The sequence below is a fragment of the Micromonospora reichwaldensis genome (assembly GCF_031845925.1).
In the GTDB taxonomy this organism is placed as follows: Bacteria; Actinomycetota; Actinomycetes; order Mycobacteriales; family Micromonosporaceae; genus Micromonospora; species Micromonospora reichwaldensis.
In genome coordinates this window covers 17,968-41,571 of sequence record NZ_JAVRFL010000052.1, presented here as the reverse complement: position 1 = coordinate 41,571, position 23,604 = coordinate 17,968, and the positions used below count along the sequence as shown (strand labels likewise).

At 76.4% G+C, this 23,604-nt stretch carries 22 protein-coding genes and 1 pseudogene; 12 read left to right on the top strand and 11 right to left on the bottom strand.

Annotated elements, in window-relative coordinates; genetic code table 11:
- Positions 1–771: 771 nt before the first annotated feature.
- Both RM555_RS29015 and RM555_RS29010 read right to left on the bottom strand, forming a co-directional pair.
- Positions 772–1,479 (bottom strand): hypothetical protein, encoded by a 708-nt coding sequence (locus RM555_RS29015; RefSeq protein ID WP_311414700.1) that lies wholly within the window; start codon positions 1,477–1,479, stop codon positions 772–774.
- A gap of 453 nt (positions 1,480–1,932) precedes the next feature.
- Positions 1,933–3,060 carry a DUF3626 domain-containing protein gene (locus RM555_RS29010; protein ID WP_311414699.1) on the bottom strand — a complete coding sequence of 376 codons (1,128 nt, stop codon included), beginning with the start codon at positions 3,058–3,060 and terminating at the stop codon, positions 1,933–1,935.
- Positions 3,061–3,421: 361 nt separating this feature from the next.
- Here RM555_RS29010 and RM555_RS29005 point away from each other — a divergent pair, with 361 nt between their 5' ends.
- The gene (locus RM555_RS29005) at positions 3,422–4,366 is read left to right on the top strand and encodes a sensor histidine kinase (protein WP_311414698.1); all 945 of its coding nucleotides are present in this window, start codon (positions 3,422–3,424) and stop codon (positions 4,364–4,366) included.
- Between the two features lie 137 nt (positions 4,367–4,503).
- Here the strand turns inward: RM555_RS29005 and RM555_RS29000 are convergent, their stop codons facing one another.
- Together RM555_RS29000 and RM555_RS28995 are read right to left on the bottom strand one after the other, a co-directional pair.
- Entirely contained in the window at positions 4,504–5,133 is a 630-nt protein-coding gene (locus tag RM555_RS29000; RefSeq protein WP_311414697.1) for an MBL fold metallo-hydrolase, read from the bottom strand.
- A complete protein-coding gene (locus RM555_RS28995) occupies positions 5,133–6,218 on the bottom strand; it encodes an S-(hydroxymethyl)mycothiol dehydrogenase (RefSeq protein ID WP_311414696.1) in 1,086 nt (361 codons plus the stop codon). The genes RM555_RS29000 and RM555_RS28995 overlap by 1 nt, the downstream gene beginning before the upstream one ends.
- 186 nt (positions 6,219–6,404) lie before the next feature.
- On the opposite strand from RM555_RS28995, the gene RM555_RS28990 reads away from it, so the two are divergent.
- Positions 6,405–6,824: a hypothetical protein gene (locus RM555_RS28990; protein WP_311414695.1), complete on the top strand. Its 420-nt coding sequence runs from the start codon at positions 6,405–6,407 to the stop codon at positions 6,822–6,824.
- A 111-nt stretch (positions 6,825–6,935) separates the two neighbouring features.
- Here RM555_RS28990 and RM555_RS28985 read toward each other — a convergent pair whose 3' ends face one another.
- From RM555_RS28985 to RM555_RS28975, 3 genes are all read right to left on the bottom strand, one after another.
- On the bottom strand, positions 6,936–8,231 hold the full coding sequence (locus RM555_RS28985; protein ID WP_311414694.1) for an MFS transporter: 1,296 nt from the start codon (positions 8,229–8,231) through the stop codon (positions 6,936–6,938).
- The gene (locus tag RM555_RS28980; RefSeq protein WP_311414693.1) at positions 8,228–8,890 is read right to left on the bottom strand and encodes a GntR family transcriptional regulator; all 663 of its coding nucleotides are present in this window, start codon (positions 8,888–8,890) and stop codon (positions 8,228–8,230) included. Before RM555_RS28980 ends, RM555_RS28985 begins: the two co-directional genes overlap by 4 nt.
- A 67-nt stretch (positions 8,891–8,957) precedes the next feature.
- On the bottom strand, positions 8,958–9,482 hold the full coding sequence (locus RM555_RS28975; RefSeq protein WP_311414703.1) for a CapA family protein: 525 nt from the start codon (positions 9,480–9,482) through the stop codon (positions 8,958–8,960).
- Between the two features lie 60 nt (positions 9,483–9,542).
- Between RM555_RS28975 and RM555_RS28970 the strand changes: the two are divergent.
- Positions 9,543–9,977 (top strand): annotated as a pseudogene (locus RM555_RS28970) (CapA family protein); the annotation flags it as partial.
- A 118-nt stretch (positions 9,978–10,095) separates the two neighbouring features.
- Here the strand turns inward: RM555_RS28970 and RM555_RS28965 are convergent.
- From RM555_RS28965 to RM555_RS28955, 3 genes are read right to left on the bottom strand one after another with little or no spacing between them, the layout of a single operon-like run.
- Positions 10,096–10,959 (bottom strand): alpha/beta fold hydrolase, encoded by an 864-nt coding sequence (locus RM555_RS28965; protein ID WP_311414692.1) that lies wholly within the window; start codon positions 10,957–10,959, stop codon positions 10,096–10,098.
- Positions 10,956–11,882 carry an SDR family NAD(P)-dependent oxidoreductase gene (locus RM555_RS28960; RefSeq protein ID WP_311414691.1) on the bottom strand — a complete coding sequence of 309 codons (927 nt, stop codon included), beginning with the start codon at positions 11,880–11,882 and terminating at the stop codon, positions 10,956–10,958. The genes RM555_RS28965 and RM555_RS28960 overlap by 4 nt, the downstream gene beginning before the upstream one ends.
- Positions 11,875–13,359, bottom strand: coding sequence for a flavin-containing monooxygenase (locus RM555_RS28955; RefSeq protein WP_311414690.1), 1,485 nt, complete (start codon positions 13,357–13,359; stop codon positions 11,875–11,877). The genes RM555_RS28960 and RM555_RS28955 overlap by 8 nt, the downstream gene beginning before the upstream one ends.
- Positions 13,360–13,469: 110 nt before the next feature.
- Here RM555_RS28955 and RM555_RS28950 point away from each other — a divergent pair, with 110 nt between their 5' ends.
- Positions 13,470–14,132 (top strand): TetR/AcrR family transcriptional regulator, encoded by a 663-nt coding sequence (locus RM555_RS28950; RefSeq protein ID WP_396888864.1) that lies wholly within the window; start codon positions 13,470–13,472, stop codon positions 14,130–14,132.
- Here the strand turns inward: RM555_RS28950 and RM555_RS31105 are convergent.
- Positions 14,102–14,956, bottom strand: a complete 855-nt coding sequence (locus RM555_RS31105; protein WP_396888863.1) for a hypothetical protein — start codon at positions 14,954–14,956, stop codon at positions 14,102–14,104. The two genes, RM555_RS28950 and RM555_RS31105, sit on opposite strands and share 31 nt — an antisense overlap.
- 62 nt (positions 14,957–15,018) lie before the next feature.
- On the opposite strand from RM555_RS31105, the gene RM555_RS28945 reads away from it, so the two are divergent.
- The 8 genes from RM555_RS28945 (at position 15,019) to RM555_RS28910 (ending at position 23,595) form a co-directional block, all read left to right on the top strand.
- Complete coding sequence (locus RM555_RS28945) at positions 15,019–15,519, top strand: FecCD family ABC transporter permease (RefSeq protein WP_311414702.1); 501 nt, start codon at positions 15,019–15,021, stop codon at positions 15,517–15,519.
- 53 nt (positions 15,520–15,572) lie between these two features.
- Positions 15,573–16,400 carry a heme ABC transporter ATP-binding protein gene (locus RM555_RS28940; protein ID WP_311414689.1) on the top strand — a complete coding sequence of 276 codons (828 nt, stop codon included), beginning with the start codon at positions 15,573–15,575 and terminating at the stop codon, positions 16,398–16,400.
- A complete protein-coding gene (locus tag RM555_RS28935; protein ID WP_311414688.1) occupies positions 16,397–17,068 on the top strand; it encodes a biliverdin-producing heme oxygenase in 672 nt (223 codons plus the stop codon). Before RM555_RS28940 ends, RM555_RS28935 begins: the two co-directional genes overlap by 4 nt.
- Complete coding sequence (locus tag RM555_RS28930; protein ID WP_311414687.1) at positions 17,065–17,370, top strand: DUF2470 domain-containing protein; 306 nt, start codon at positions 17,065–17,067, stop codon at positions 17,368–17,370. The genes RM555_RS28935 and RM555_RS28930 overlap by 4 nt, the downstream gene beginning before the upstream one ends.
- A gap of 189 nt (positions 17,371–17,559) precedes the next feature.
- A complete protein-coding gene (locus RM555_RS28925) occupies positions 17,560–18,168 on the top strand; it encodes an ATP-binding cassette domain-containing protein (protein ID WP_311414686.1) in 609 nt (202 codons plus the stop codon).
- On the top strand, positions 18,165–19,463 hold the full coding sequence (locus tag RM555_RS28920) for an extracellular solute-binding protein (protein ID WP_311414685.1): 1,299 nt from the start codon (positions 18,165–18,167) through the stop codon (positions 19,461–19,463). The genes RM555_RS28925 and RM555_RS28920 overlap by 4 nt, the downstream gene beginning before the upstream one ends.
- Positions 19,460–21,223 (top strand): ABC transporter permease, encoded by a 1,764-nt coding sequence (locus RM555_RS28915; RefSeq protein WP_311414684.1) that lies wholly within the window; start codon positions 19,460–19,462, stop codon positions 21,221–21,223. The genes RM555_RS28920 and RM555_RS28915 overlap by 4 nt, the downstream gene beginning before the upstream one ends.
- Complete coding sequence (locus tag RM555_RS28910; RefSeq protein ID WP_311414683.1) at positions 21,220–23,595, top strand: tetratricopeptide repeat protein; 2,376 nt, start codon at positions 21,220–21,222, stop codon at positions 23,593–23,595. The genes RM555_RS28915 and RM555_RS28910 overlap by 4 nt, the downstream gene beginning before the upstream one ends.
- Positions 23,596–23,604 lie beyond the last annotated feature (9 nt).

Here is a 23,604-nt window from a genome sequence, read left to right as displayed (position 1 = left end):
GGCCCGCCATCTGTCGGGGCGGCGTGGCCTCGGCGGTGTGGGTGTTGCTCGGTCGTACGCAGGGTGTAACGACCCCGCCCCGGCCACGATTCCGCCCCCACGATGCCCCCGGTCACACCCCCAAACCGGACATCCCACCATCCGGTGACCCCGACGAGCACAGACCGGGCCGCAGCGAACGTGCCGATGGGCCACCGACCCTGCGGCGAGGCCCCATCCGGACGCCGCGGCCTGCACCGGACGCCACCCGCGGACGCCTCATCGGCGGCGCGGACGCCTCATCGGCGGCGCGGACGCCTCGTCGGCGGCGCGGAGACCTTGGCAGATTCGGGCCCCTGGCGGGGCCTGTTCCTTCCAAGATCGGCTAGTGGCCGGCCGGAGGCGCAGGCGGACGGATCCGAGCCCGACCAGGATCGGCGAGTGGGCGGACGGAGGCGCAGCGGACGGATGTGAGTGCAGGGACGCCGGCGGCCCGGTCACCGGTGGAACACCATGGGTGTCTCGCGGCCCCGGTGACACCCATGGTGTTCCACCGGCGCCCCGGACGACAGCGCGAGCCCGGGCGGGAAGGTGGTCTCGTGAACGGGGCAGCTCGACAGGGCCCCAGGTGGTCACCCACGACAAGACGCTGCGCCGGCTGCGGCCGCACCGGCAGACCGCATGCGGGGCGTCGTCGGCGTGGACGCGACCGCCGGACCGGATGCGGGCGTCGTCGGCGTGGACGCGACCGGCCGGCCCCCGAGGCGGGGACCGGCCGGTGTCACGCGGGTGTCACCAGAGCTGGGAGACGATGTCCGCCGCCTGCTCCTCCCACTGCGCGTACGCGAAGGGGTAGGCCGAGACCTGCACCGTCTGCGCGGCGGAGGTCAGCGGCAAGTCCTGCCAGCCGCCCACGTTCTTGAGCGCGCTGAAGAACGCCTGCGAGGCGTACTCGGGGTCGGTGATCTGGTCGGGCGAACCCCAACCCGACGACGGACGCTGCTGGAACAGGCCCTGCGAGTCGTGGTCGTTGTACGCGCCCAGGTGGCCGAGGTTGTAGAGCTTCGACTCCTGCAGCGAGGTGGCGATCCCGATGACGGCGCCCCGCTCCCCCACGCCGGTCTCCTTGGCCTCCTCGATGATGGCCTTGGCGTTGGCGAGCTGCGCGTCGTCGAGCGGGATGCGCGACTGGGCGCCCTGCACGCCGTGCGGGACCAGCTCCTCGCGGCTGGGCTTGTCGGCGGACGGCTTGGTGGTGGTGCCGCCCGTGGTCAGAGCCGACTCCTCGGCCGCGCCCGGCCTGCCCTTACCGGTGGCCTGCTCGATCGCCGCCACGGCGCCCTCGTGGGGCGCGGTGGTGACCGGGGCGGCCACGGCCGTCGGCCCGAGGGCCAGGCCGCCGAGGGCGGCGACACCCACCACGCTCAGCGCGACCTTGCGGTTCGAGTCCTTCGAGTCCTTCGCGATGGCCGGGAGCCATCGAGTGAAGTCGTACTTCACGATGGTTGCCCTTTCGGTCAGGCGAAGCGCTCCCTGGATGAGCACTCCTTCGGGGGAAACTTCCGCGCCGGACGGGGTTTCGGTTCCGGCGGTACGGGGGACACAACCAGCCCGCCCTGTCGGTCATTCCGGATATGAGCGGGTGCTGGTCGGCTGCGACCCGGGTCACTCGACACTCGTGACGGGCAGGCACGGGCGATGGCGCCCCGGAGGCTCACCGTGCAACCGGACGGCCGGAGACGATCCACCGGTCGAGGCGGCGGCTCACCCGACGACAGACGCCGACGGTCCGGCTGGCCGACCCGACAGCCGCCGATGGTCCGGCTGGTCACCCGACGACAGACGCCGACGGTCCGGCTGGCCGAGCGGCCCGTCCGGGCCCCGACGACGGGCCCGCCAGCTCCGGGGGTCCGCTCGTCCTAGGCGTCGCGGGGGCGCCCGAAGCGCACGAGGCTAGGCGTCGCGGGGGGCGCCGAAGCGCACGAGGACGTGCCAGAGCTGCTTGAGGTGTTGGAGGGTGACCTCCGTCGGCCCACGGTCGGCCCAGCGGGAGGGCTCCGTGACCAGCGAGACCGCCGCGCGGCCGATCAGGGCGGCGTCGACCAGGTCGCCCGGCCGGGCGAACTCGGCGTGCACCCGGGCGGCCAGCGGCGGGATGGCCGGCCCCCGGAACTCCGCGTCGATCCGGTCGACGGGCAGCGCGAATCCGGCGTGCCAGCGCAGCGCGAAGCCGTGCCGCTGGGCGAGCGCGGCGAGCGTCGCCCCGGTCTCGGTGCCCCGGAAGGACGGGTCGACGACCATCGCCTCCACGTCCCGGGCGAGGCTGAGCTCGCCGTGGACCTGCGCCTCGATGTAGTCGTCGAGGGCGCGACCCGCCGCGCCGGGGGCCCACGCGGCGTCTTCGCGCCGGCGCAGCAGCGCCCGGGTCAGGGTCACGACGTCGCCCGGCACGCCGAGGCTGACCCCGGTGCCGTCGGTCGCGGCCAGCAGGGCCGCCAGCACCGGTTCGAAGACGTCCACGGTGCCCAGGTCGCGGGGCCCGAGGTGGCTGTCGCCGAAGCAGAACGTGGCCCGCGCCAGCACCTGCGGACGCAGCCGCAGGTGGCAGGAGCCGAACCGGGGGCACGCGCCGTCCGGGTGGTCGAGCAGGTTCAGGCCGCCGTACTTCGGCCGGTCGGCGGGGCGTACGCCGGCCGTCTGGTAGGCGCCGCCGAAGAGCGTCTCCTCCCAGCGGTCCCGGTCGCCGCCGGGGAAGGCCGTCAGGCCGCCGTTGGAGATGCCGGTCTCGAACTGGCTACGGTAGACGCCCTCGGCGGTGAGGGCGTCGACGACCGTACGCCCGTCGGCGAGCAGCCGGTCCGGGTGGAAGTTCAGGGTGAGCCGCCCGTTCGCGCCGACCGCCGCGATCAGGTGCTCCGGCCCGTGGGCGACGCCCGAGCCGGCGAGCGCCCGGGCGATGGCGGCCAGGGCGGCGGGGCGCTCGCGCAGCGCCGCCTCGCGTACGTGGGCGAGGGCGGCGCGTTGGGCGGGGGTGAGTGCCGGCGACGCGTGCGTGGCGGCCGGTTCGGTGGTGGGTCGCACGGCGACGAATCTCCCCCATCAGCGGGCCGGGACGCACCCCGTTTTCGGGTGCCGGAGGGCGACGCGTCGCGGCTGTCGTCCACCCGCGAAGGCCACCCGGAGGTCGCCACCGGACGCGATCGTGACCCGTGGTCCACGGCCGTGGGCGGGCGGTGCCCGGCCCGTGCCGGGCCGGATGGGCGGCGGCGTTCACCCGGTGGGCCGGCACCCGGACCGGCGATTACAGTGGGGCCCGAAGCGGAAGGCGACGGATGACTGGTGGTGCGGTGGTCGAGCAGATGCCCCGCCGGATGGGCGCGTGGTGCCGCCACCACCGGCGGCCGCGCGAGACCGGGTCCGCCACCACCCCGGGACAGCCGGCATGACCGGGGCGCGGCACGCGCGGGCGGCGGGCGCCTTCGTGCACGAGGGGCTCTTCTACCACGACCGGGAGGGTCTGCTCGCGGGCACGGTGCCGTTCATCACCGACGGTCTCGCCGCCGGGGAGCCGGTGCTGGTCGCGATGCCCGGCGCGAACCTGCGGCTGGTCCGCGACGCCGTCGGCCCCACGGACGCGGTGCGCTGGGCGGACATGTCGGAGGCCGGCCGGAACCCGGGACGGATCATCCCCTGGGTGTTGCAGGCGTTCATCGACCAGCATGCCGGCCGCCGCGCACGGATCATCGGCGAGCCGATCTGGGCCGGGCGCAGCGACACGGAGTATCCGGCGTGCGCCCAGCACGAGGCGCTGATCAACATGGCGTTCGCCGGCCGCGAGGCGACCATCCTCTGCCCGTACGACGTCGCCAGGCTCGACGCCGACGTGCTCGCCGACGCGTACGCCACGCACCCGATCCTCGTCGACGACGCCGGGCGGCGGCCGAGTGCCCATTACGCCCCGGCGGACGTGGTCGCCCGCTACAACAAGCCCCTGGCCAGCCCGACGGAGCCCGTCTCGGCGCTGGTCTACGAGGTCGACACGCTGTCCGCCGTGCGCCGGTTCGTGGCCGGGCACGGCGCGGCCGTGGGACTGGACGAGGACCGGCTGGCCGATCTGCAGATCGCGGTGACCGAGCTGGCGACGAACAGCGTCGCGCACGCCGGCGGCACCGGCGTGCTGCGCGTGTGGCGTACCGCCGAGCACCTGGTCTGCGAGATCCGCGACGACGGCTGGCTGGCCGACCCGCTGGCCGGGCGGCTCACCCCGGCCGCGAACGGCATCGGCGGCCGGGGGCTGGTGATCGTGCAGGCGCTGTGCGACCTGGTCCGCGTGCACACCACCGCCACCGGGACGACCGTCCGGATGTACGTGCGGCACCCGGCGTGACCTTCGCTCGACGGCGTCACCCCGGCAGGTGACCGGGAGAGCGCCGGCGTGACCGCACGCGGCGACGCCGGCCGCGAAGCGGCCCCGGACAGTCGCTGAGCGGCTGCCGGGACCGCTGATGGCTGGGCGCGCGCAGGTCAGTGTCCGCGGGCCAGCCACTCGTCGAGGTGGGGAGCCTCCGCGCCGACGGTGGTGCTCTCCCCGTGCCCGGTGTGCACGACCGTCTCCGGCGGGAGGGTGAGCAGCCGGTCCCGGATCGAGGCGACGATCGTGCCGAAGTCGCTGTACGAGCGTCCCGTCGCCCCCGGCCCGCCGGCGAAGAGCGTGTCGCCGGTGAACACGACGCCGAGCTGCGGCGCGTGGAAGCTGCACGCCCCGGGGCTGTGGCCGGGCGTGTGCAGCACGGTCAGCGCGGTGCCGGCCACCTCGACGGTCTGCCCGTCGCGCAGCTCCCCGCCCGGCGCCTCGTCGGGGTGCACCATGTCCCACAGCACCCGGTCGGCGGGGTGCAGCAGCACCGGAGCGCCGGTGGCCCGGGCCAGCGCCGGGGCCACCCGGACGTGGTCGTCGTGCGCGTGGGTGGCGAGGATCGCCCGGACCCGTCGGTCGCCGACGGCGGCCAGGATCGCGTCGACGTCGTGCGGGGCGTCGACGACGACGCACTCGGTGTCGTCGCCGAGCACCCACACGTTGTTGTCGACGTCGAAGGTCTGGCCGTCGAGGGAGAACGTGCCGGAGGTGACGGCGTGGTCGACGCGGGCCGCCATCAGAGGACCACCACCGAGCGCAGCACGTCGCCCCGGTGCATCCGGGCGAACGCCTCCTCGACCTGGTCCAGGGCGATCTCCTCGGTGACGAAGGCGTCCAGGTCGAGCCGGCCCTGCAGGTAGAGCTCGGTGAGCATGGGGAAGTCGCGGCTGGGCAGGCAGTCGCCGTACCAGCTCGACTTGAGCGCGCCGCCGCGGCCGAAGACGTCGAGCAGCGGCAGGTCGACGGTCATCTCCGGGGTCGGCACGCCGACCAGTACGACGGTGCCGGCCAGGTCGCGGGCGTAGAAGGCCTGCTTCCAGGTCTCGGGGCGGCCGACCGCGTCGATCACCACGTCGGCGCCGAAGCCGCCGGTGGCGGCGCGGATCGCCTCGACCGGGTCGTCGTCGCGGGCGTTGACAATGTGCGTGGCCCCGAACTTGCGGGCCCAGTCGAGCTTGCGGGGGTCGGTGTCCACCGCGACGATCGTCGTCGCACCGGCCAGCACGGCGCCGGCCACCGCCGCGTCCCCGACGCCGCCGCAGCCGATCACGGCCACCGAGTCGCCCCGGGTGACTCCGCCGGTGTTCATGGCGGCACCGAGACCGGCCATCACGCCGCAGCCGAGCAGTCCGACGGCGGCGGGCCGGGCCGCCGGGTCGACCTTGGTGCACTGCCCGGCGTGGACCAGGGTCTTCTCCGCGAAGGCACCGATGCCCAGCGCGGGCGTGAGCTCGGTGCCGTCGGTGAGGGTCATCTTCTGCGCCGCGTTGTGGGTGGCGAAGCAGTACCACGGGCGGCCCCGGCGGCAGGCGCGGCACACGCCGCAGACGGCCCGCCAGTTGAGCACCACGAAGTCGCCCGGCGCGACGCCGTCGACGCCCGGCCCGACCTGCTCGACGACGCCGGCGGCCTCGTGGCCGAGTAGGAACGGGTAGTCGTCGTTGATGCCGCCCTCCCGGTAGTGCAGGTCGGTGTGGCAGACCCCGCAGGACTGGATCCGTACGATCGCCTCGCCCGGCCCCGGGTCGGGCAGCACGATCGTGGTCACCTCGACCGGCGCGCCCTTGCTGCGGGAGATGACTCCCCTGACCTCCTGGCTCACGCTTCCTCCTGCTCCACGCCGACGCGTCGCGCCGCCGTCCGTCGGTGCCCTGACGCGGCACCCGATCACGGTCCTCGGGCCGAACCTACTCCCGATCGTCGCGGACGACCGGGGCCGGGCGGGCGGTTATCGCGGGCGGCGAGGGGTAGGCGGGGGCACGGTTCGACGCTCGGACGGGAGTGCGCCATGAGGATCAGCCATCTGCCGCTGCGGGTCAGCATCGGCGCGTTCGTCCTCAACTCGGGGATGGGCAAGCGGTCGCTGGAGGGGGAGGCCGCGCAGGGCGTGCACGGGATGGCCGTGGGCGCCGTCCCGCAGCTCGGCAAGCTCGATCCGGACCGGTTCGCCCGGCTGCTCTCCCGGGCCGAGATCGCCCTGGGCGCCGCGCTGCTCGCCCCGTTCGTACCGTCGGCGCTGGCCGGTCTGGGGCTCGCGGCGTTCGGCGCGGGCCTGGTGCAGCTCTACCTGAGGACGCCGGGCATGCGCGAGGCGGGCAGCCTGCGGCCCACCCAGCAGGGCATCGGCCTGGCCAAGGACGTCTGGCTGCTCGGGGCCGGCCTGACCCTGGTGCTGGACGACCTCACCCACGGCCGCCGGCGGCGCTGAGGTCCCGCGCCGGCGGCCGCCTCCACGCTTCGGGCCGCGACGCGCCGGAGACCACGCCCGCGCCGCGCCCCGGCCCGGGAGGCGGTGGGCGCCACGCGGCCGGCGTGGCGGTCAGGTCGGCGTCGCGGCGGGGGTCCGCGCGGCGAGCTCGCGGCGGGCCGCGTTGCGGTAGCGCAGCACCTGGACCGCGCCGAGCGCCCAGAGGACGTACTGCACGGCGAAGGCCCACCGGAAGGCCGTCAGGTCCGGGGTGGCCCGGCCGGCCGGGGTGGCCAGGTCGAGCACCACGCCGACGGCCAGCACCAGCACGATCGAGGCGACGAAGCCGCCGACGTTGACGACCCCGGTGGCGCTGCCGATCCGGTTGACCGGGTTGAAGCTGCGCGCGTAGTCGAAGCCGATGAGGGAGGCCGGGCCGTTGACCGCGAGCACCAGCACCAGCGTGACCAGCAGCCAGCCCGGCGCGCGTCCCGGCCAGGCCAGCACGACGGCCCAGACCACGGCGGTGGCGCCGGTGATCGCGAAGACCAGCACCGAGCGATGGAACGGGTGCCGGGCGCAGAGGTGCGCGACCACCGGCCCGGTCAGCAGCATGGCGGCGGTCATCAGGGTGAGCAGCGACGCCGCCGTGGTCGGGCTGAGCCCCTGCCCCTGCACCAGGAACGGGTACCCCCAGAGCAGGGCGAACACGGCGCCGGAGAACTGGGTGACGAAGTGCGTCCAGAGCCCCAGCCGGGTGCCCGGCTGGGCCCACGCGGCGGCGAGTTCCCGGCGGACGTCGGTGAGGGTGGGCGCCGCGCCGGCCGGGACGGGCCCGCCCGGGGTGTCCCGGACGGCGACGACGACCATCAGCAGTACGGTCGCCCCGACCGCCCCGGCGGTGAGGAAGGCCGGGGTCCAGCCCGCCGAGTGCAGCAGGGCCACCAGCGGTACGGCGCCGAGGATCGCCCCGAGCTGGCCGAGCGTGCCGGTGAGCTGGGTCATCATCGCGTAGCGCCGCCCCGGGAACCACAGCGCCACGATGCGCAGCACGCTGATGAACGTCATGGCGTCGCCGAGCCCGATCAGCACGCGGGCGCCGATCGCCAGGGGCACGTCTGTGGCCACGGCGAAGCAGAGCTGGCCGGCGACCATCAGCGCGCCGCCGGCGATGAGCAGTCGCCGGGACCCGAACCGGTCGAGCAGCACGCCGACCGGCACCTGCATCGCCGCGTACACGGCGAGCTGGGCGACGGAGAAGGTGGCCAGCGCCGAGGCGTTGACCTCGAAGCGGTGTGCCGCGTCGACGCCGGTGACGCCGAGCGAGCTGCGGTGGAACACGGCGGCCACGTACGCGGACACGGCCACGCCCCAGACGAGGCCGCCCGTCGAGCGGAGCGGGGCGGGCGGCGGGGTCAGCACCCTCACCGCAGGGACCGCAGCACGGCCGCGGCGTTGTCGATGTGCGCGGCGACGGCAGCGAGCCAGCGCCCGGGGTCGTCGGAGTCGAGGGCGGCGAGCTGGTCGGCGTGCTCGGTGAGCGCCGTCTCGGCCCAGCCGGGCGAGAGCCGGAAGCTGGCCTCCCCCATCCGCAGCTGCCGGTCGCGCAGCCGCTGGTACAGCTCGGCGAGGATCTCGTTGCCGGCGGCGTCCACGACGGTGGCGTGGAACGCCCGGTCGGCCTGCATCAGCGCGGCCAGGTCACCGGCGGTGTGCGCGTCCCGCATCTCGGCCAGCCGGGCGGCGAGGTCGCCCCGCAGCGCCGCGCGCCGGGGCCAGACCCGTTCGGCGGCGTGCAGCTCGACCAGCCGCCGCGCCTCGATCACGTCGGTGATCTCGCGGGCGGAGACCGGGCGGATCAGGGCGCCCCGCTTGGGATAGAGCCGGACCAGTCCTTCCGCCTCCAGGCGGAGCAGCGCCTCCCGGACCGGGGTGCGGGAGACCCCGGTGGCCTCGGCGATCTCCCCCTCGCTGACCAGCGCCCCGCCCGGGTGGATCTGCTCCAGGATCTCGCGCTTGAGGTGCCGGTAGGCGCGTTCGGCGGCCGAGGGCGTGGCCGTCCGGCCCGACGGGGAGGGATGCGTCATGTATCTATGGTGGGCACCGCCTCCTCGCCGCGCCCCGCGCCCCCGCCGGGGGTGGCGCGGGCCACCGTCAGCGCGGGTGGAGCGTCAGCACCCCGTCGGCGTCGACGGCGAACCCGCGCGCGAACGGTGGGCCGAAGCCGCCGAGCAGCCCCGCCAGCCAGCCGGCCTCGTCGGGCGCGGCCCGCTCCAGCCGCATCCGGCGCATCCGTACCGGGGCCGCCCGCAGGCGCCGCAGCGCCCCGGTGGCCGCGTCGAGGGTCGGCAGCCAGAGCAGCCGCAGCTCCGGGCGGTACGCCGCCCGCCCGCCGATGCCCTCGTAGTCGTCGACGAGGTCGCCGCAGCCGTAGAGGATGAGCCGGTCGCGGTACACCTCGACGGGGCGGGGGTGGTGCGACGAGTGGCCGTGCACCACGTCCACGCCGGCGTCGACCAGCCGGTGGGCGAAGTCGACGTGCGCGGGCGGCACCTCGTACGCCCAGTTGGTGCCCCAGTGCACGGAGACCAGCACCCGGTCCCCCGGCCCGGCCACGGCGGCGATCCGTCCGGCCAACGCGTCCGCCGAGGCGGCCGAGACCTCCGGCAGGTACGCCACGCCGGGCGACCCGGCGGTGGCCGCCCAGGGCGGGGGCACCTCTTCCTCGGCGGCGACGTGATGACCGGCCGGGGCGTGGACGCGATCCTGCCCGCGCCGGGCCCGCCCGAGCTGCGGGAACCGGCGGTACGCGACGCCCGCGACTACGTCGACCTCGCCCGGGTCGCCAACGGCCCGGTTCCGCGCCCGGCGCCGCCGGCCTGGCCGTGGGGCGAGGCGCTGCACCTGCTCGACGAGCTGCGGCCCGACGCCCGCGTGGTCAACCTGGAGACCGCGGTGACCGGCCGGGGCGAGCACGCACCGGCCAAGGCGATCCACTACCGGATGCACCCGGGGAACCTGTCCTGCCTCGCCGCGGCCCGGCTCGACGTCTGCGCCCTGGCCAACAACCACAGCCTCGACTTCGGCCCGGTCGGGCTCACCGACACCCTCGACGCGCTGGCCGCCGCCGGCATCGCCACGGCCGGCGCCGGCCGGGACGCGGCGTCGGCCTGGCGACCCGCCCGGGTGCCGCTCGGCCGGGGCGGCCGGCTGCTCGTCTGGTCGGTGGCCGTACCGTCCAGCGGGGGGTCAGCTCGGGCACCCGGCCCGCTTTCCCCGTCGCGCCGCCGGCTCACCTGCCGGCGGCCTCCGCGCCGGCCTCGGCCCAGAAGTCGACGAGCAGGCGGTGGAACTCCTCGGCGCACTCGATCTGCGGCATGTGCCCGCAGTCGGCGAACAGGTGGGTGCGGGCGCGCGGCAGCCGGGACCGGGCGGCGTCGAGGTGCGCCGCCGGCAGGATCAGGTCCCGGTCGCCCCAGACGACCAGGGTGGGCACGTCGAGCCGTTCCATCTCGGCCAGCAGGTCCTCGCGCCACTGCGGGCTCACGCCCCGGAAGGTGCCGAGGCTGCGCGCGGTCTCCAGCATCACCCGGGCGGCGTACGGCTGGCGGGCGACCGCCAGGGCGTGGGCGACGCGTTCGGCGGTGGCGAGGGCCGGGTCGTGGAAGAGCGACAGCTCGGCGCGGCGGGCGGCCCAGCGGGTGGGCCGCAGCAGCAGCCGGCCCAGCGGGCGCAGCGCCAGCAGCCGCAGCGCGATGGTCACCTCCCGGCCGAAGCCGGCGCTGTTGACCAGCGTCAGGCTGGCCACCCGGGCCGGCTCGGACGCCGCGAGGCGCATGGCGACCGCACCGCCGAGGGAGTTGCCGACCACGTGCGCCGGCTCCTCGACGCCGACGGCGTCGAGGTAGTGGGCGGCGAACTCCCCCAGCGCCGGCAGGGTGCAGGGGCGGGCCATCGGCAGCGAACCGCCGTAGCCGGGCAGGTCGACGCTGTGCACCCGGAACCGCCCGGCGAGCAGTTCGTGCAGCTCGGTGAAGTCGCGCAGGGTGCGGCCGATGCCGTGCAGCAGCAGCACCGGCGGCCCGTCGCCGTCGACGCGGTGGCACACCCGCCGGCCGTCCACGCTCACGTGCCGGCGTCCGGCCGGGGCGCTCACGCCGGCTCCCCGGCCGGGTCGGCCGCCGGGGGCGCCTCGGGCTGCCGCTGCGCCGGGGCGGGCGACCCGGTGGTGAGCCGGCGGGTGGCGTCGCCCGCGACGCGGTCGAGCGCGAAGGCCAGGACCCGCTGGTACGACACGGGCGCCACCCGGGCCAGCAGGTCGGGCAGCTTCGCCGACCAGCCGATCAGCACCCGGCCCCGGCGGCGGTGCACGCCGCGCAGGATCACCTCGGCGGCCCGGGCGGGGTCGATGGTCAGCAGCTTCTCGAACTGCCGGCGGCCGGTCTCGAACTCCTCGGCGGGCACGCCGGCGCCCACCCGGGCGTTCTGCGCGATCCGGGTGCGGATGCCCCCCGGATGCACGCAGGTCACCCCGATCCCCTCGCCGGCCAGCTCCTGGCGCAGCGCCTCGGTGAAGCCGCGGACGGCGAACTTGCTGGCCGAGTAGGCCGTCTGCCCGGCCGGGGCGATGATGCCGAAGAGGCTGGAGACGTTGACCAGGTGCGCGCCCGGCTCGACCCGCAGGGTGGGCAGCAGCGCGTGGGTCAGCTGCGCCACGGCCCGGAAGTTGACGTCGACGACCCAGCTGAACTCGTCCAGGCTCACCTGGTCGAACCGGCCGCCCAGCGCCACCCCCGCGTTGTTGACCAGCAGTCGCAGCGCCGGGTGCCGCCGGCGGATCTCCTCGGCCACCCGGGCGGTGGCGGCGGCGTCGGCCAGGTCGACCACGTAGGCGGTGAGCTGCCGGTCGGGGTGCGCGGCGCGGACCGCCGCGACGACGGCGTCGAGGCGCCCGGCGTCGCGGTCGACAAGCACCAGGTCGCTGCCCCGGCGGGCCAGCCCGTGTACGAGGGCCTCGCCGATCCCGCTGGCGGCGCCGGTCACCACGGCCGTGCCGCCGGTGAAGACGAACCTACGCACGGGCGGTCCTCCGTTCCGGTGTGCCGGCGCGGGAGAACCGCACGCCGGGGTCGGTGAGCCGGCCGTGCCGCATCAGCAGGACGTCCCGGGGATAGTTCTGGTGCAGCCGCCACGGCGCCCGGGCGCCCTGCTTGGGCAGGGCGTCGACGCTGCGCAGCACGTAGCCGGCCGTCAGGTCGATGATCGGCTCCAGCTCGCCGTCGGGCGGCGGCAGCGGGGTGACGACCTGCTGGCCGGTGCGGTCCAGGTGCCGCAGCAGCCGGCAGACGTAGGTGGCCACCAGGTCGGCCTTCAACGTCCACGAGGCGTTGGTGTAGCCGAGGGTCATCGCGAAGTTCGGCACCCCGGAGAGCATCATCCCCTTGTAGGCGACGGTGTCGGGCAGCTCCACCTCGGCGCCGTCCACGCTCAGCGTCATGCCGCCGAGGGCGAGCAGGTTGAGCCCGGTGGCGGTGACGACGACGTCCGCGGCCAACTCCTCGCCGGAGCCGAGCCGGACGCCCCGCTCGGTGAAGGTGTCGACGGTGTCGGTGACCACCGACGCCCTCCCCCGCGCCACCGCGGTGAACAGGTCGCCGTCGGGCACCACGCACAGCCGCTGGTCCCAGGGGTCGTAGCGGGGCGAGAAGTGCCGGTCGACGTCGTAGCCGGCCGGCAGCCGGCCCCGGGCGGCGCGCAGCAGCAACCGCCGGACCAACGCGGGCGCCCGCCGGCTGAGCTGGAAGTTGGCGGTGGAGAGCAGGACGTTCTTCCAGCGCACCACCGGATACGCGGCCTTCGCGGGCAGCCAGCGCCGCAGCGCGTCGGCCAGCACGTCGCGCGACGGCAGCGCCAGGACGTACGTGGGTGAGCGCTGGAGCATGGTGACGTGGGCGGCCCGCTCGGCCATCGCGGGCACCAGGGTCACAGCGGTGGCGCCGCTGCCGATCACCACCACCCGCTTGCCGGTGTGGTCGAGGTCGGCGGGCCAGTGCTGCGGGTGCACGATCCGCCCCGCGAACCGTTCGGTGCCGGGGAACCTCGGGGCGTACCCGGCGTCGTAGCGGTAGTAGCCGGCGCAGGTGAACAGGAAGGCACAGGTCAGCACGACCGTCTCGCCGGTGTCGTCGCGCTGGGCGTGCACCGTCCAGCGGGCGCTTGCGCTGTCCCAGTCGGCCCGCAGCACCCGGTGCCGGAAGCGGATGTGGTCGGTGACGCCGTACTCGTCGGCGGTGCGGCGGACGTAGTCGCGGATCGCGTCGCCGTCGGCGATGGCCTTCGGGTCGGTCCACGGCTTGAAGGAGTAGCCGAGGGTGAACATGTCGGAGTCCGACCGGACGCCGGGATAACGGAACAGGTCCCAGGTGCCACCGATCGCGGCGCGGGACTCCAGCACCGCGTACGTCTTCTCCGGGCAGTTGCGGCGCAGGTGGCAGGCGGCACCCACGCCGGACAGGCCGGCGCCGACGATGAGCACGTCGACGTGTTCGGTGGCCATCTCGTCTCCGTCCGCCGGTGTGACCGGACACTAGCCACGGCTGTCGAGGCTCGTCAACACCCTGTCGAGTCGGATCGACACAGTGTTGATCCGGTGTAGAGTCACCCGGCATGACACCCGCCCGTACGGCCACCGGAAACGCGACCGGGCGCGGACGGCGCGCGGCGCGCTCCGTCGGCGACGAGCGGGAGCTGGCCATCCTGGCGACCGCCGAGCTGCTGCTGGGGCAGCGGGCCTTCGCCGACATCTCCATCGACGACCTGGCGCGCGGGGCGGGCATCTCCCGGCCCACCTTCTACTTCTACTTCCCGTCCAAGGACGCGGTGCTGCTGACGCTGCTGGACCGGGTCATCGAAGAGGCCGACGCCGCCGCCGGGAACGTGCTGGAGCGGCTGGCCGAGGACCCGCCGGCGCGCTGGCGGGAGCTGATCGACCGGTTCCACGAGACGTTCGGCGCGCACCGCGCGGTGGTGCTGGCCTGCGCCCAGGTGCGCGGCACCAACGACGAGGTGCGCCGGCTCTGGGCAACCGTGCTGGAGCGCTGGGTGCACGCGATCGAGACCGCGATCGTTGCCGAGCGGCGGCGCGGGGCCGCCCCCGACGGCGTGCCGGCCCGCGACCTCGCCATCGCGCTGAACTCGATGAACGAGCGCGTCTGGTACGCCACCTTCGCCGGCGACGGGCCTGCGGTGGCCGAGCGCGACGTGGTCGACGTGCTGCGCGACGTGTGGCTGGCCGCGATCTACCGCGGCACCGCTCCCCCGCCGCCCTGACCGCGCCGGGCCGGCCGCGCCAGCGCCCACACCAACGGCACGGTGACCAGGCCCAGCAGGCCCCAGGGATAACGGGCCGCCTCGACGGTGAAGGCGACCGCCCCGCCGGACGGCTCGATCCGGCCGTGCAGTTCGTGCGGGCCCACGACGGTCACGTCGGTCGGGACGCGGATCCGGTACTCCCGGGTCTGCCCGGCCCCGATCGTGCCGAGCGGCGGCGCGTCGACGAGCGTGTGCACCCGACCGGGGCGGCCGAACAGCAGCGCGAACGGCGGGTCGACCGCGTCGGTGGGGCCGACGTTGCGCAGGGTGAGGTCCACGGTCAGGTCTCCCGGCACACCGAACCAGCCCGGCACACCGGACCGGTCGGCGGCCCGCAGCCCGGCGACGACCAGCCCCGCGGCGCCGACCGGCGCGGGGGCGGGCGGCGCGCTCACGCCGGCCAGCGGCAGGTCGACGCTGGCCCGGGTGCCGCCGGTGGGCGTGCGGGCCCGCACCAGGCAGGGGCAGCCGACCGGCGGGGCGGCGAGCACCACCGGCAGGGTGGCCGCCCCCGACGACGGCACCTGTCCGTGCCCGGCCCTGCTGGTCGCGCAGTCGAGCGCGCCGCGTCGCCCCCCGTTGCCGCAGACCTCGATCTGCACGGTGCCGGCCGGCCAGCCGACGAGGGTGACCAGGATCTGGTCGCCGACCCGGAACGTGCCGGCCGGCACGGCGATCCGCGGCGGTGCGGCGGCGGGCGCGGACGTGGGGGCGACGACGGGCGCGGGCACCGGGGAGGCCAGCGCGAGCAGCGCGGCGGCGACCGGCAGGAGCCGGGTCACGGCGTGCCGCTTGCCGGGCCGGCGACCGGGCGGGCGGCGGGTGAGCCGGCCGGGCGGCCCGGATCCGCCGCCGCGTCCCGCGCGGACGCCTCGCCGGCGCCCCGCCTGGCGAGGGCACGGCGGCGCAGGCGGTCATGCTGGCCGCGCCCTGCCTGGCGGTCGGTCTCGGTGTCGCGTACGCCGACGCCCGCCGGCTCGACCTGCTCGCCCTCGGCGAGCCCGCCGCCCGCCACCTCGGAGTCGACGTGGAGCGGCTGCGGATCCGCATGATCGTGGTCACCGCGCTGCTCGGCGCGGCGGCCGTGGCCTTCACCGGCATCATCAGCTTCATCGGTCTGGTGGTGCCGCACCTGGTCCGGATGGTCGCCGGCCCGGGGCACCGCGTGCTGCTGCCGGCCAGCGCGCTGGGCGGCGCGGTCGTGGTGATCGCCGCCGACCTCGCCGCCCGCACCCTGGTCGAGCACCAGGAACTCCCGCTCGGCGTGCTCACCGCGGTCGTCGGCGGGCCGGCCTTCTTCTGGCTGCTGCGCCGCACCCGGGACCGGGCCGGAGGCTGGGGATGAGCCCTCCGGGCAGCTGGATGACGCGCGCCCCGCGGCGATGGGCGACGCCCCGCGTGCCGACGCCGGCGCCGGCCGGGACGACCCGGGTACGCGTCGCCGGCCTGCGCGTCGCCCGTGCGGGGCGGCCGGTGCTGGACGGCGTCGACCTGCTGATCCGGGCCGGCGAGGTGCACGCCCTCGTCGGGCCGAACGGGGCGGGCAAGTCCACCCTGCTCGCGGCCGTCAGCGGCGACCTGCCCGCCGTGGCCGGCACCGTGGAGATCGACGGCTCGCCCCCGGCCGGCTGGACGCCGGTGGAGCTGGCGATGCGCCGGGCCGTGCTCCCGCAGCGCAGCACGCTGAGCTTCCCGTTCACCGTCGACGAGGTGGTGCGGATGGGACGGGCGCCGTGGGCCGGGCGGCCGGAACAGGAGCGCGACGACGCGGTCGTCGCCGACGTCCTGCGGCGCTGCGACGCGACCCGGTTCGCCGACCGGCCGTATCCGGCGCTGTCGGGCGGCGAGCAGGCGCGCGTCGCGCTGGCCCGGGCGCTGGCGCAGCAGGCCGCCGTGCTGTTGCTCGACGAACCGACCGCGGCCCTCGACCTGGGTCACCAGGAGCTGGTCATGCGCGTCGCGCGGGACCGGGCGCGGGCCGGCGACGCCGTGGTGGCGGTGCTGCACGACCTGACCCTCGCCGGCGCGTACGCCGACACCGTCACCCTCCTCAACGCCGGGCGGGTACGCGCCGCCGGGCCGCCGGCGGAGGTCTTCACCGCTCCCCTGCTCAGCGAGGTGTATGGGCACGACATCGAGGTCGTGCCCCATCCACGCACCCGACTACCCTTGATCGTTCCCCGACGGCGGCTCACCCGGCCGTCCGTCACCCTGGAGGAGACATGAGCCCGACCAGCACCCCGTTCTCGGCCGAACTGCGGGCCGCCAGCCAGGAGGCCCACCAGGGCGCGGAGTCCCAGCGGTACGTCTCCGCCCTGGTGGGCGGCGAGCTGGACCGCGCCGGTTACGCCGCGCTGGTGGTGCAGCACCACGTGATCTACGAGGCGCTGGAAGGCGCCGCCGAGGCGATGCGCCACGACCCGCTCGCCGGCCCGTTCGTCGACGACGCGCTGACCCGGCTGCCCGCCCTCGCCGCGGACCTGGAGTTCCTGCTCGGGCCCGACTGGCGCCGACGGATCGACCCGACCCCGGCGACGGTCGCCTACGCCGGGCGCCTCGGCGCGGTCTGCGCCAGCTCGCCGGAACGGTTCGTCGCCCACCACTACACCCGCTACCTCGGCGACCTCTCCGGCGGACTGCACATCGGACGGTCCCTCGCCCGGCACTACGGGCTGACCGGGGACGCCGGGGCGGCGTTCTACCGGTTCGACCGGATCCCCAGCCCGAAGGCGTACAAGGACGCCTACCGGGCCAGGCTGGACGCCCTCCCGCTCGACGAGGTGGGTCGGGCCGCGCTGCGGGCCGAGGTGCTCGTGGCGTACCGGCACAACACCGAGGTCCTCGCCGCCCTGTCCCACCTCGTGCCGGCCACGGACGCGGAGGTGGCCGCGTGACCGCCCCGTTCGGCGCCGACGTGGTCGCCGCCGTCTGCCGGCACATGAACGACGACCACGCCGGGGACTCGCTGCTCATCTGCCGCACGCTCGGCGGGCAGCCGGCGGCCACCCGGGCCCGCGCCACCGGCCTGGACGCCGAGGGGATGGAGTTCGCCGTGACCGTGGACGACATCGAGGTCCCGGTGCGGGTGCCGTTCGCCCACCGGCTGACCGAACGCGCCCAGATCCGGCAGGAGGTGGTGCGGATGTACCGGGAGGCGTGCCAGCGGTCCGGTCTCCCGCCGCGCCCGGCCGGCTGACCGACCGGCGGTCGCGCCGGCGCGATGTGGCGCGGCGGCGCGACGCCGCCGGCACCGACCGGCCGCCGCACCCGGTGGGCGATCCCGACCCGGGACCCCACGCCGCCGCTCCACAGGGGACGGCGAGGGGACGCCGGTCGTCGCCGGATTGTGCGACCCTGGGACCGACTGCCCGGGTCACCGGAGGTGATGGCCACGTTACGACTGTGCGAGCTCGTCGCCGTGCCCGGCGCCGCCGCGGTGACCCTCGACGTCGCCGCCGGCGCCACGGCCGCCCTGGCCGCCGCGCCGCCGATCGGCACCGCCGTCGCCCGGGTGGTGAGCGGGCTGGCCGCCCCGGTCGCCGGCCGGGTCCTGGTCGGCGACCGGGAGGTGACCGCCCTGCCGCCGTCGCAGCGCCGCATCGCCTACGTGCCGGCCGGCGGCGCACTGCTGCCCCATCTGACGGTGCGCCGCAACATCGCCTACGGCCAGCGCCGGCGGGAACGGGTGCGGGAGATGGCCGACGCGTGGACGGCGACGGTGGTCGACCGGCTGGAGCTGGCCCCGACGCTGGAGCTGCGACCGCACCTGCTGTCGGAGGCGCAGCGGTTCCGGGTGGCGCTCGCCCGGGCGGTGGCCTGCCTGCCCGAGGTGCTGGTGATCGACCTGCCGACCGGGCCGGCCGGTGGTGGGCGGCTGACCGACCTGGTCGGCAGGCTCTCCCCGGCGAACACGCCAGGGGTGGCGGTGCTGGTGTGCACGGCCGACCCGGGCTCGCTGGCCGACGTGCCGGTCGTCGCCGAGGTGGGCCGGTGACGCCGGTGGGCCGGGCCGCGCCGGCCGCGCGGCTGAGCCGCCGTACCCTGCTGCGGGCCACCGCCGCGCTCACCGCGACCGCCGGCGCGGGCTGCGCCGCCACGCCGCCGGCGGTCCAGGTCGCGGTCGTGTGGAGCGGCGGCGAGCTGGCCCGTTTCCGCGAGGTCGTGGGCAACTACGGCGCCGAGGTGCAGGTGATCAGCGCCGGCAACGACATCGACGCGTTCCTGCGCGCCCGCCAACTGGCCGGCACCAGCCCCGACGTCGCGATCCTGCCCCGGTCGGGGCTGGTCGTCGAGTACGCCCGGCGCGGCTGGCTACGCGAGCTGACCCCCGCCACCAGCTACGCCCTCCCGCCCGGCATGGCCGACCTGCTCTCCGCCGACGGGCGCCGCTACGGCGTCTGGGTCAAGGCGGCCCACAAGTCGCTGTTCTGGTACTTCCCGTCGATGCTCCCCGAGCCGCCGCGCACCTGGGACCAGCTCGTGACGCTCACCCGGCGGCTCGGCGCGCGGGCCCGGTCGGACGACGGCCCGGCGCCGCTGGCCGTCGGCGCGGCCGACGGCTGGGTGCTCACCGACTGGTTCGAGAACGTGCTCGCCGACGTGGCCCCACCCGGCCACTACGAGGCGCTGGCGCGCGGCGAGGCCGACTGGCGGAGCCCGTCGGTGCACACGGCGCTGGACCGGCTCGCCGAGCTGTGGGGCGTCGACGGCGCGTTCCCCGGCGGCGGTCGCCGGGCCCTGCTCACCCAGTACGAGGAGTCGGTGATCCAGGTGGTGCACCACCGGCGGGCGACGATGCTCTTCGAAGCCGACTTCGTCGACGACGTCAGTCGCCGGTTCCGCCGGGGCCCGGAGCAGCCGGAGACCTTCCGCTTCCCGGGCGCCCTGGTGGCCGGCGGCCCGCTGATCGTCGGCGGTGACGCCGCCGTGGCGTTCGCCGGCTCGGCCCGTGGGGCGGAGCTGGTGCGCTGGCTCAGCGGCGGCTCCGCCTTCCAGCCGTGGCTGCGCGCCGGCGGCTACCTCTCCCCCAACGTGTCCGTGCCGCTGGGCGACTACCACGATCCCGTCCGCCGCCGCCTCGCCGCCGAGCTGCGCACGGCCGCGGCGGTGCGCTTCGACCTGTCCGACCGGCTGCCGGGCCCGTTCACCGGCTCCGACGGGGTGGGCATCTGGCGGATCATGCAGGACTTCTTCGCCGACGTCACCGACGGGGTCCCCGCCGGCAGGGCGACCCGCCGGGCCGTCGGGCAACTGGCGGCGGCGGCCCGGTCGGCGGGCGGCGGCCGATGAGCCGGGTCCTGGGCGAGCTGGCGGTCCTCGACGACGTCGGGCCGCCCCGGCGCGGGCGGGCCTACCCGGCGGCGGGGGCCACCTCGGCGCTGCTGCTGCCCGCCCTGCTGCTGCTCGGCGGGCTGGTGGCGTGGCCGGTGCTGCGTACGCTGCACGCCAGCGTCACCACCGACGGCCGGTGGGTGGGCGCGGAGCACTTCCGCACCGCGCTGGCCGCGCCCGGCACCGGCGCCGTGGTGGGACGCACGCTGCTCTGGGCGCTGCTGGTGCCGGCGGTGGTCACCGTCCTGGGCTACCTGCTCGCCGCCGCCTCGCGCCGCTCGCAGGAGGGCGGGCTGGTCCGCCTCATCCTGGTGGTGCCCACCGCGCTGCCGCTGGTGGTCACCGGGGTCACCTTCCGGCTGATGTACGACCCGGACCCGGAACGCGGCCTGGCCACGCTCGTCGCCGCGACGCTGACCGGCCGGCCGGCGGCCGACGCCCCGCAACTGCTCGGCCCCGGCCTGGTCACGGTGGCGCTGATGTCGGCGTTCGTGTGGGCGTGGGTCGGGCTGGCCGTGCTGGTGTTCCGGGCCGCCCTCGACGCGGTGCCGCCCAGCCTCGCCGACGCGGTACGCGCCTACGGCGGCAACCGCCGCGACGTGCTCTGGGACGCGCAGTGGCGGCCACTGCTGCTGCGCACCGTGGCGGTGGTGTTCACCCTGGCGGCGCTCGGCACCGCCCGGACCTTCGACCTGATCCTGGTGATGACGCCCGGCTCGGTGCGCGACGAGGCGTCGGTGCTCGCCCTGCGGGTCTGGCAGACCTCCAACGGCGCCACCACCGGCGAGGGCGCCGCGCTCGGCGTGGTGTGGCTGGTGGCGGTGGCCGCCGGCATGCTGGTCGCCGCGCTGTTCGTGCGGCAGGCGTGGCCGCCGCCCCGCGACCCGGTGCCCGTCGCGCCCGAACCGGTGGCGCCCGCGCCACGCCGGACGACCCGGCTGCTGGTGGCGGGCGCGGCGGTCGCCTGGCTGGTGCCGCTCGGGGTGCTGCTCGCCACCTCGCTGCACGGCACGGTGGACGCGGCGGCCCGGGGCTGGTGGTGGAGCCCGCCCGGCCTCGACTCCTACCGGGAGCTGCTGACCGGCGCCGAGCTGTGGCGCACGCTGGGCTTCACGCTGGTGCTGGCGACCGTGGTCACCGCCGTGGTGCTGGGCGTCGCGCTACTCGCCGCGTACCCGCTGGCCTGGCTGACCGGGCCACCCGCCCAGGCCACCGGGCTGCTGCTGATGGCCGCCAGCATCGTGCCGGTGCAGGTGATCGCCGGGCCGGTCAACGAGGTGCTCGGCGTGGTGCTCTCCTCGGGCACGGCGCGTGGCCTGGCGCTGGTGCACGTCGCGCTGGGCGTGCCGTTCGCCGTGCTGGTGCTGCGCAACGCGTTCGCGGACCTGCCCGCCGAGCAGGTGCGGGCGGCCCGGGTGGGCGGGCGGCACTGGTGGGGCACCCTGCGGCTGCTCGCCCGGCACAACCGCCCGGCCGTGGTGGCGGTCGCGGTGCTGGAGTTCGTGCAGGTGTGGAACGACCTGGTGGTGGGCCTGCTGTTCAGCGGCCCGGGGGCGCTGCCGCTGGGGCTGTTCCTCGCCGGCCAGACCCGGGGCTTCGCGGCCAACAGCGGGGCGCTCGCCGCCGGCTCGGTCATCGCCTCCGTCCTGCCGGTGCTGCTGGTGGTGCTGGCGCGCCGCCAGCTCGTCGCCGGTCTGGTCGCCGGGGGCGTGCGGTGACAGGGCCGGGACCGGCCCGCCGCTCGCGGCGGCCCCGGCGGCTGAGCCTGCTGCTCGCGATCGGCGGCGTGGTCGGCGGCACGGTCAGCGCGGTGCTCGGCAACGTCACCGGCAACCTGCTCTCCGAGCTGTCCGTCGCCCAGCTCGGCTCGGCGAGCGCCGGGGTGATCGTGCTCGGCCTCGCCGCCGCGATGATCGTGGAATGGCGCCGCCAGCGGCAGCAGGCCGCGACCCCGGACGACACCGAGCCGCCGCCCGTCGCCGGCGCGCCCACCCTGCCGTGGCCGGCCGGGTTCACGGGGCGGGCGGGGCACGTCGACGCGATCATCGACCTGTTGGAGAAGGAGCACGCGGTCGCGGTGGTCGGCCGGCGGGCCGTCGGCACGTCGGCCTGCGCGATCCAGGCCGCCAACCTGTGCCGGGACGACTTCCCGGACGGCCAGTACTACCTGGACCTGCGCCGGGGCGGCCGGCGGCACGACGCCCGGCAGGTGCTGACCGCGCTGGCCCGGATCCTCGGCACCCGGCCGCCGGCGTCGGGACGCGCCGACGACCTCGCCGACGCCGTCGACGAGCTGAGCGGCCAGCTCGACGGCCGGGCGGTCCTCGTGGTGCTGGACAACGTGGACGACCCGGCCCAGGTCCGGCCGCTGCTGCCGCCGACCGCGCGGACGTGCCGCCTGCTGCTGGCCGGCACGGGAGCGCTGGCCGCGGTGGACGGGGTGGTGGCGCACGGGCTCGCCGAGCCGGACGCCGCCGACGCCGTCGAGCTGTTCGCCGCCGCCGGCGCCGCCGCACCCGTCGCCCGGCCGCACCGCCCGGACCCGCGTACCGACCCGGCGGTACGCGACCTCGTCGAACTCTGCGGGCGGCAGCCCCGCACGGTCGCGGAGCTCGGCCGGCGTACGGCGCAGCACGGGTGGCGGCACACCGACGTGCTCGACGCGCTGCGCCGCGCCGTCGACACGCCCCCGCACCAGCACGTCGCCGCCTCCCCGGCGACCCTGCTGGTGACCGCGCGGGACACCGCGTACCACGCGCTGGGCGGCGAGGCAGGGCGGTTGTGGCGGCTGATGTCGCTCAGCCCGGTGCCGCTGGACCGGCCGACGATCGGGGCGTTGGCCGGCCGCCGCCCGGACCGGGTTGCCGCCCTGCTGCACGAGCTGGCCGCCGGCGGGTTCGTCACCGGCGCGCCCGGTGACCGCTACGAGGTGCGCCCACTGCTGGCCCCGTACGCCCGGATGCACCTGCGCGACGCGGAGCCGGCGCGGCGGCGGGTCGCCGCGCAGGCCCGGCTCACCCGGCACCTGGCCCGGCGGGCCGAGCGGCACGCCGCGAGCCTCGCCGTGGTCGGCTCGCCGCCGGACCGGGAGCCGACGCTGGCGCTGGACGACGACCCGTACGGCTGGTTCGACCTGCACCAGGAGCTGCTGCTGGCCGTGGTCAGGGTGCCGGCGGGCGCGGCGGAGACCCTGCCGCGCCGGGTTCGCCGCTGGTGGTTCCGCCTGGCGGTGGCGCTGTGCGGCTGGCTCGCCCACGCCGAGCGCCTCGACGAGTGGGCGGAGGTGTGCCGCACGGTGCTCGCCACGCCCACCGCCGACGACCGGCCGGAGATCGCCGGCTGGGCCCACAACGAACTGGGGGTGCTACGCCGCCGCCGGGGCGACCCGCAGGCAGCGGCGACGGCGCTCAGCCTCGCGGTGGCGGAGCGGGGCCGGCGCGGCACCGCGCAGGCGCGGATGAACCTGGGCCTGGTGCTGCTGGACCTGGGGCAGTTCGACGACGCGGTGGAGCACCTGGAGCTGTCGCGGCGGCACCGCTCCGCGGCGGACCGGGCCGGGCACGCGCTGACCGATCTGGGCCTGGGCGCCGCCCGGCTGGCCCGGGGGGAGTTGGAGGTCGCACACCGCCACCTGGTCCGCGCGGCGAACGCCTTCCGCGCGCTCGGCGACGCCCGGGGCTACGCGGCGGCGCTGACCAACCTGGTGCTGGTGCACGCCGGGCTCGGCGAGCACCTCGACGCGGCGCAGTCGTGGCGGGCGGCGCTGCGGGAGTACGACTCCGTGGCCGATCCGACCAACCGGGCCGCCGCGCTGCTCAACGCGGGTGCCGCGCTGTTGTCCACCACGCCGGCCCAGGCCCGGCAGGCGTACGAGATGCTGGCGGAGAGCCTGCGGCTGCGCGACGGGCGGCCGACGGCCGGCCTGGGGCGGACCCTGCTGCACCTGGGCGACGCGGCGGCGGCCCTCGACGACGCCGACGAGGCCCGGCGGCACTGGGCGGACGCGGCGGGCGTGTGCGAGGAGGCGGGGGACGTCGACGGTCAGGCGGCGGCCGACGCCCGTCTGGTGGGCAGCGACGCGCCGGCCTGAGCGGGGCCG

Excerpts from the sequence above, each read along its gene's own strand:
- RM555_RS28950 (WP_396888864.1), top strand. The coding sequence starts at position 13,470 with ATGACACCCGCCCGTACGGCCACCGGAAACGCGACCGGGCGCGGACGG.
- RM555_RS28925 (WP_311414686.1), top strand. The coding sequence starts at position 17,560 with ATGGCCACGTTACGACTGTGCGAGCTCGTCGCCGTGCCCGGCGCCGCC.
- RM555_RS28915 (WP_311414684.1), top strand. The coding sequence starts at position 19,460 with ATGAGCCGGGTCCTGGGCGAGCTGGCGGTCCTCGACGACGTCGGGCCG.
- RM555_RS29000 (WP_311414697.1), bottom strand. The coding sequence starts at position 5,133 with ATGGCGGCCCGCGTCGACCACGCCGTCACCTCCGGCACGTTCTCCCTC.
- RM555_RS28935 (WP_311414688.1), top strand. The coding sequence starts at position 16,397 with ATGAGCCCGACCAGCACCCCGTTCTCGGCCGAACTGCGGGCCGCCAGC.
- RM555_RS28955 (WP_311414690.1), bottom strand. The coding sequence starts at position 13,359 with ATGGCCACCGAACACGTCGACGTGCTCATCGTCGGCGCCGGCCTGTCC.
- RM555_RS29005 (WP_311414698.1), top strand. The coding sequence starts at position 3,422 with ATGACCGGGGCGCGGCACGCGCGGGCGGCGGGCGCCTTCGTGCACGAG.
- RM555_RS28980 (WP_311414693.1), bottom strand. The coding sequence starts at position 8,890 with ATGACGCATCCCTCCCCGTCGGGCCGGACGGCCACGCCCTCGGCCGCC.
- RM555_RS28990 (WP_311414695.1), top strand. The coding sequence starts at position 6,405 with ATGAGGATCAGCCATCTGCCGCTGCGGGTCAGCATCGGCGCGTTCGTC.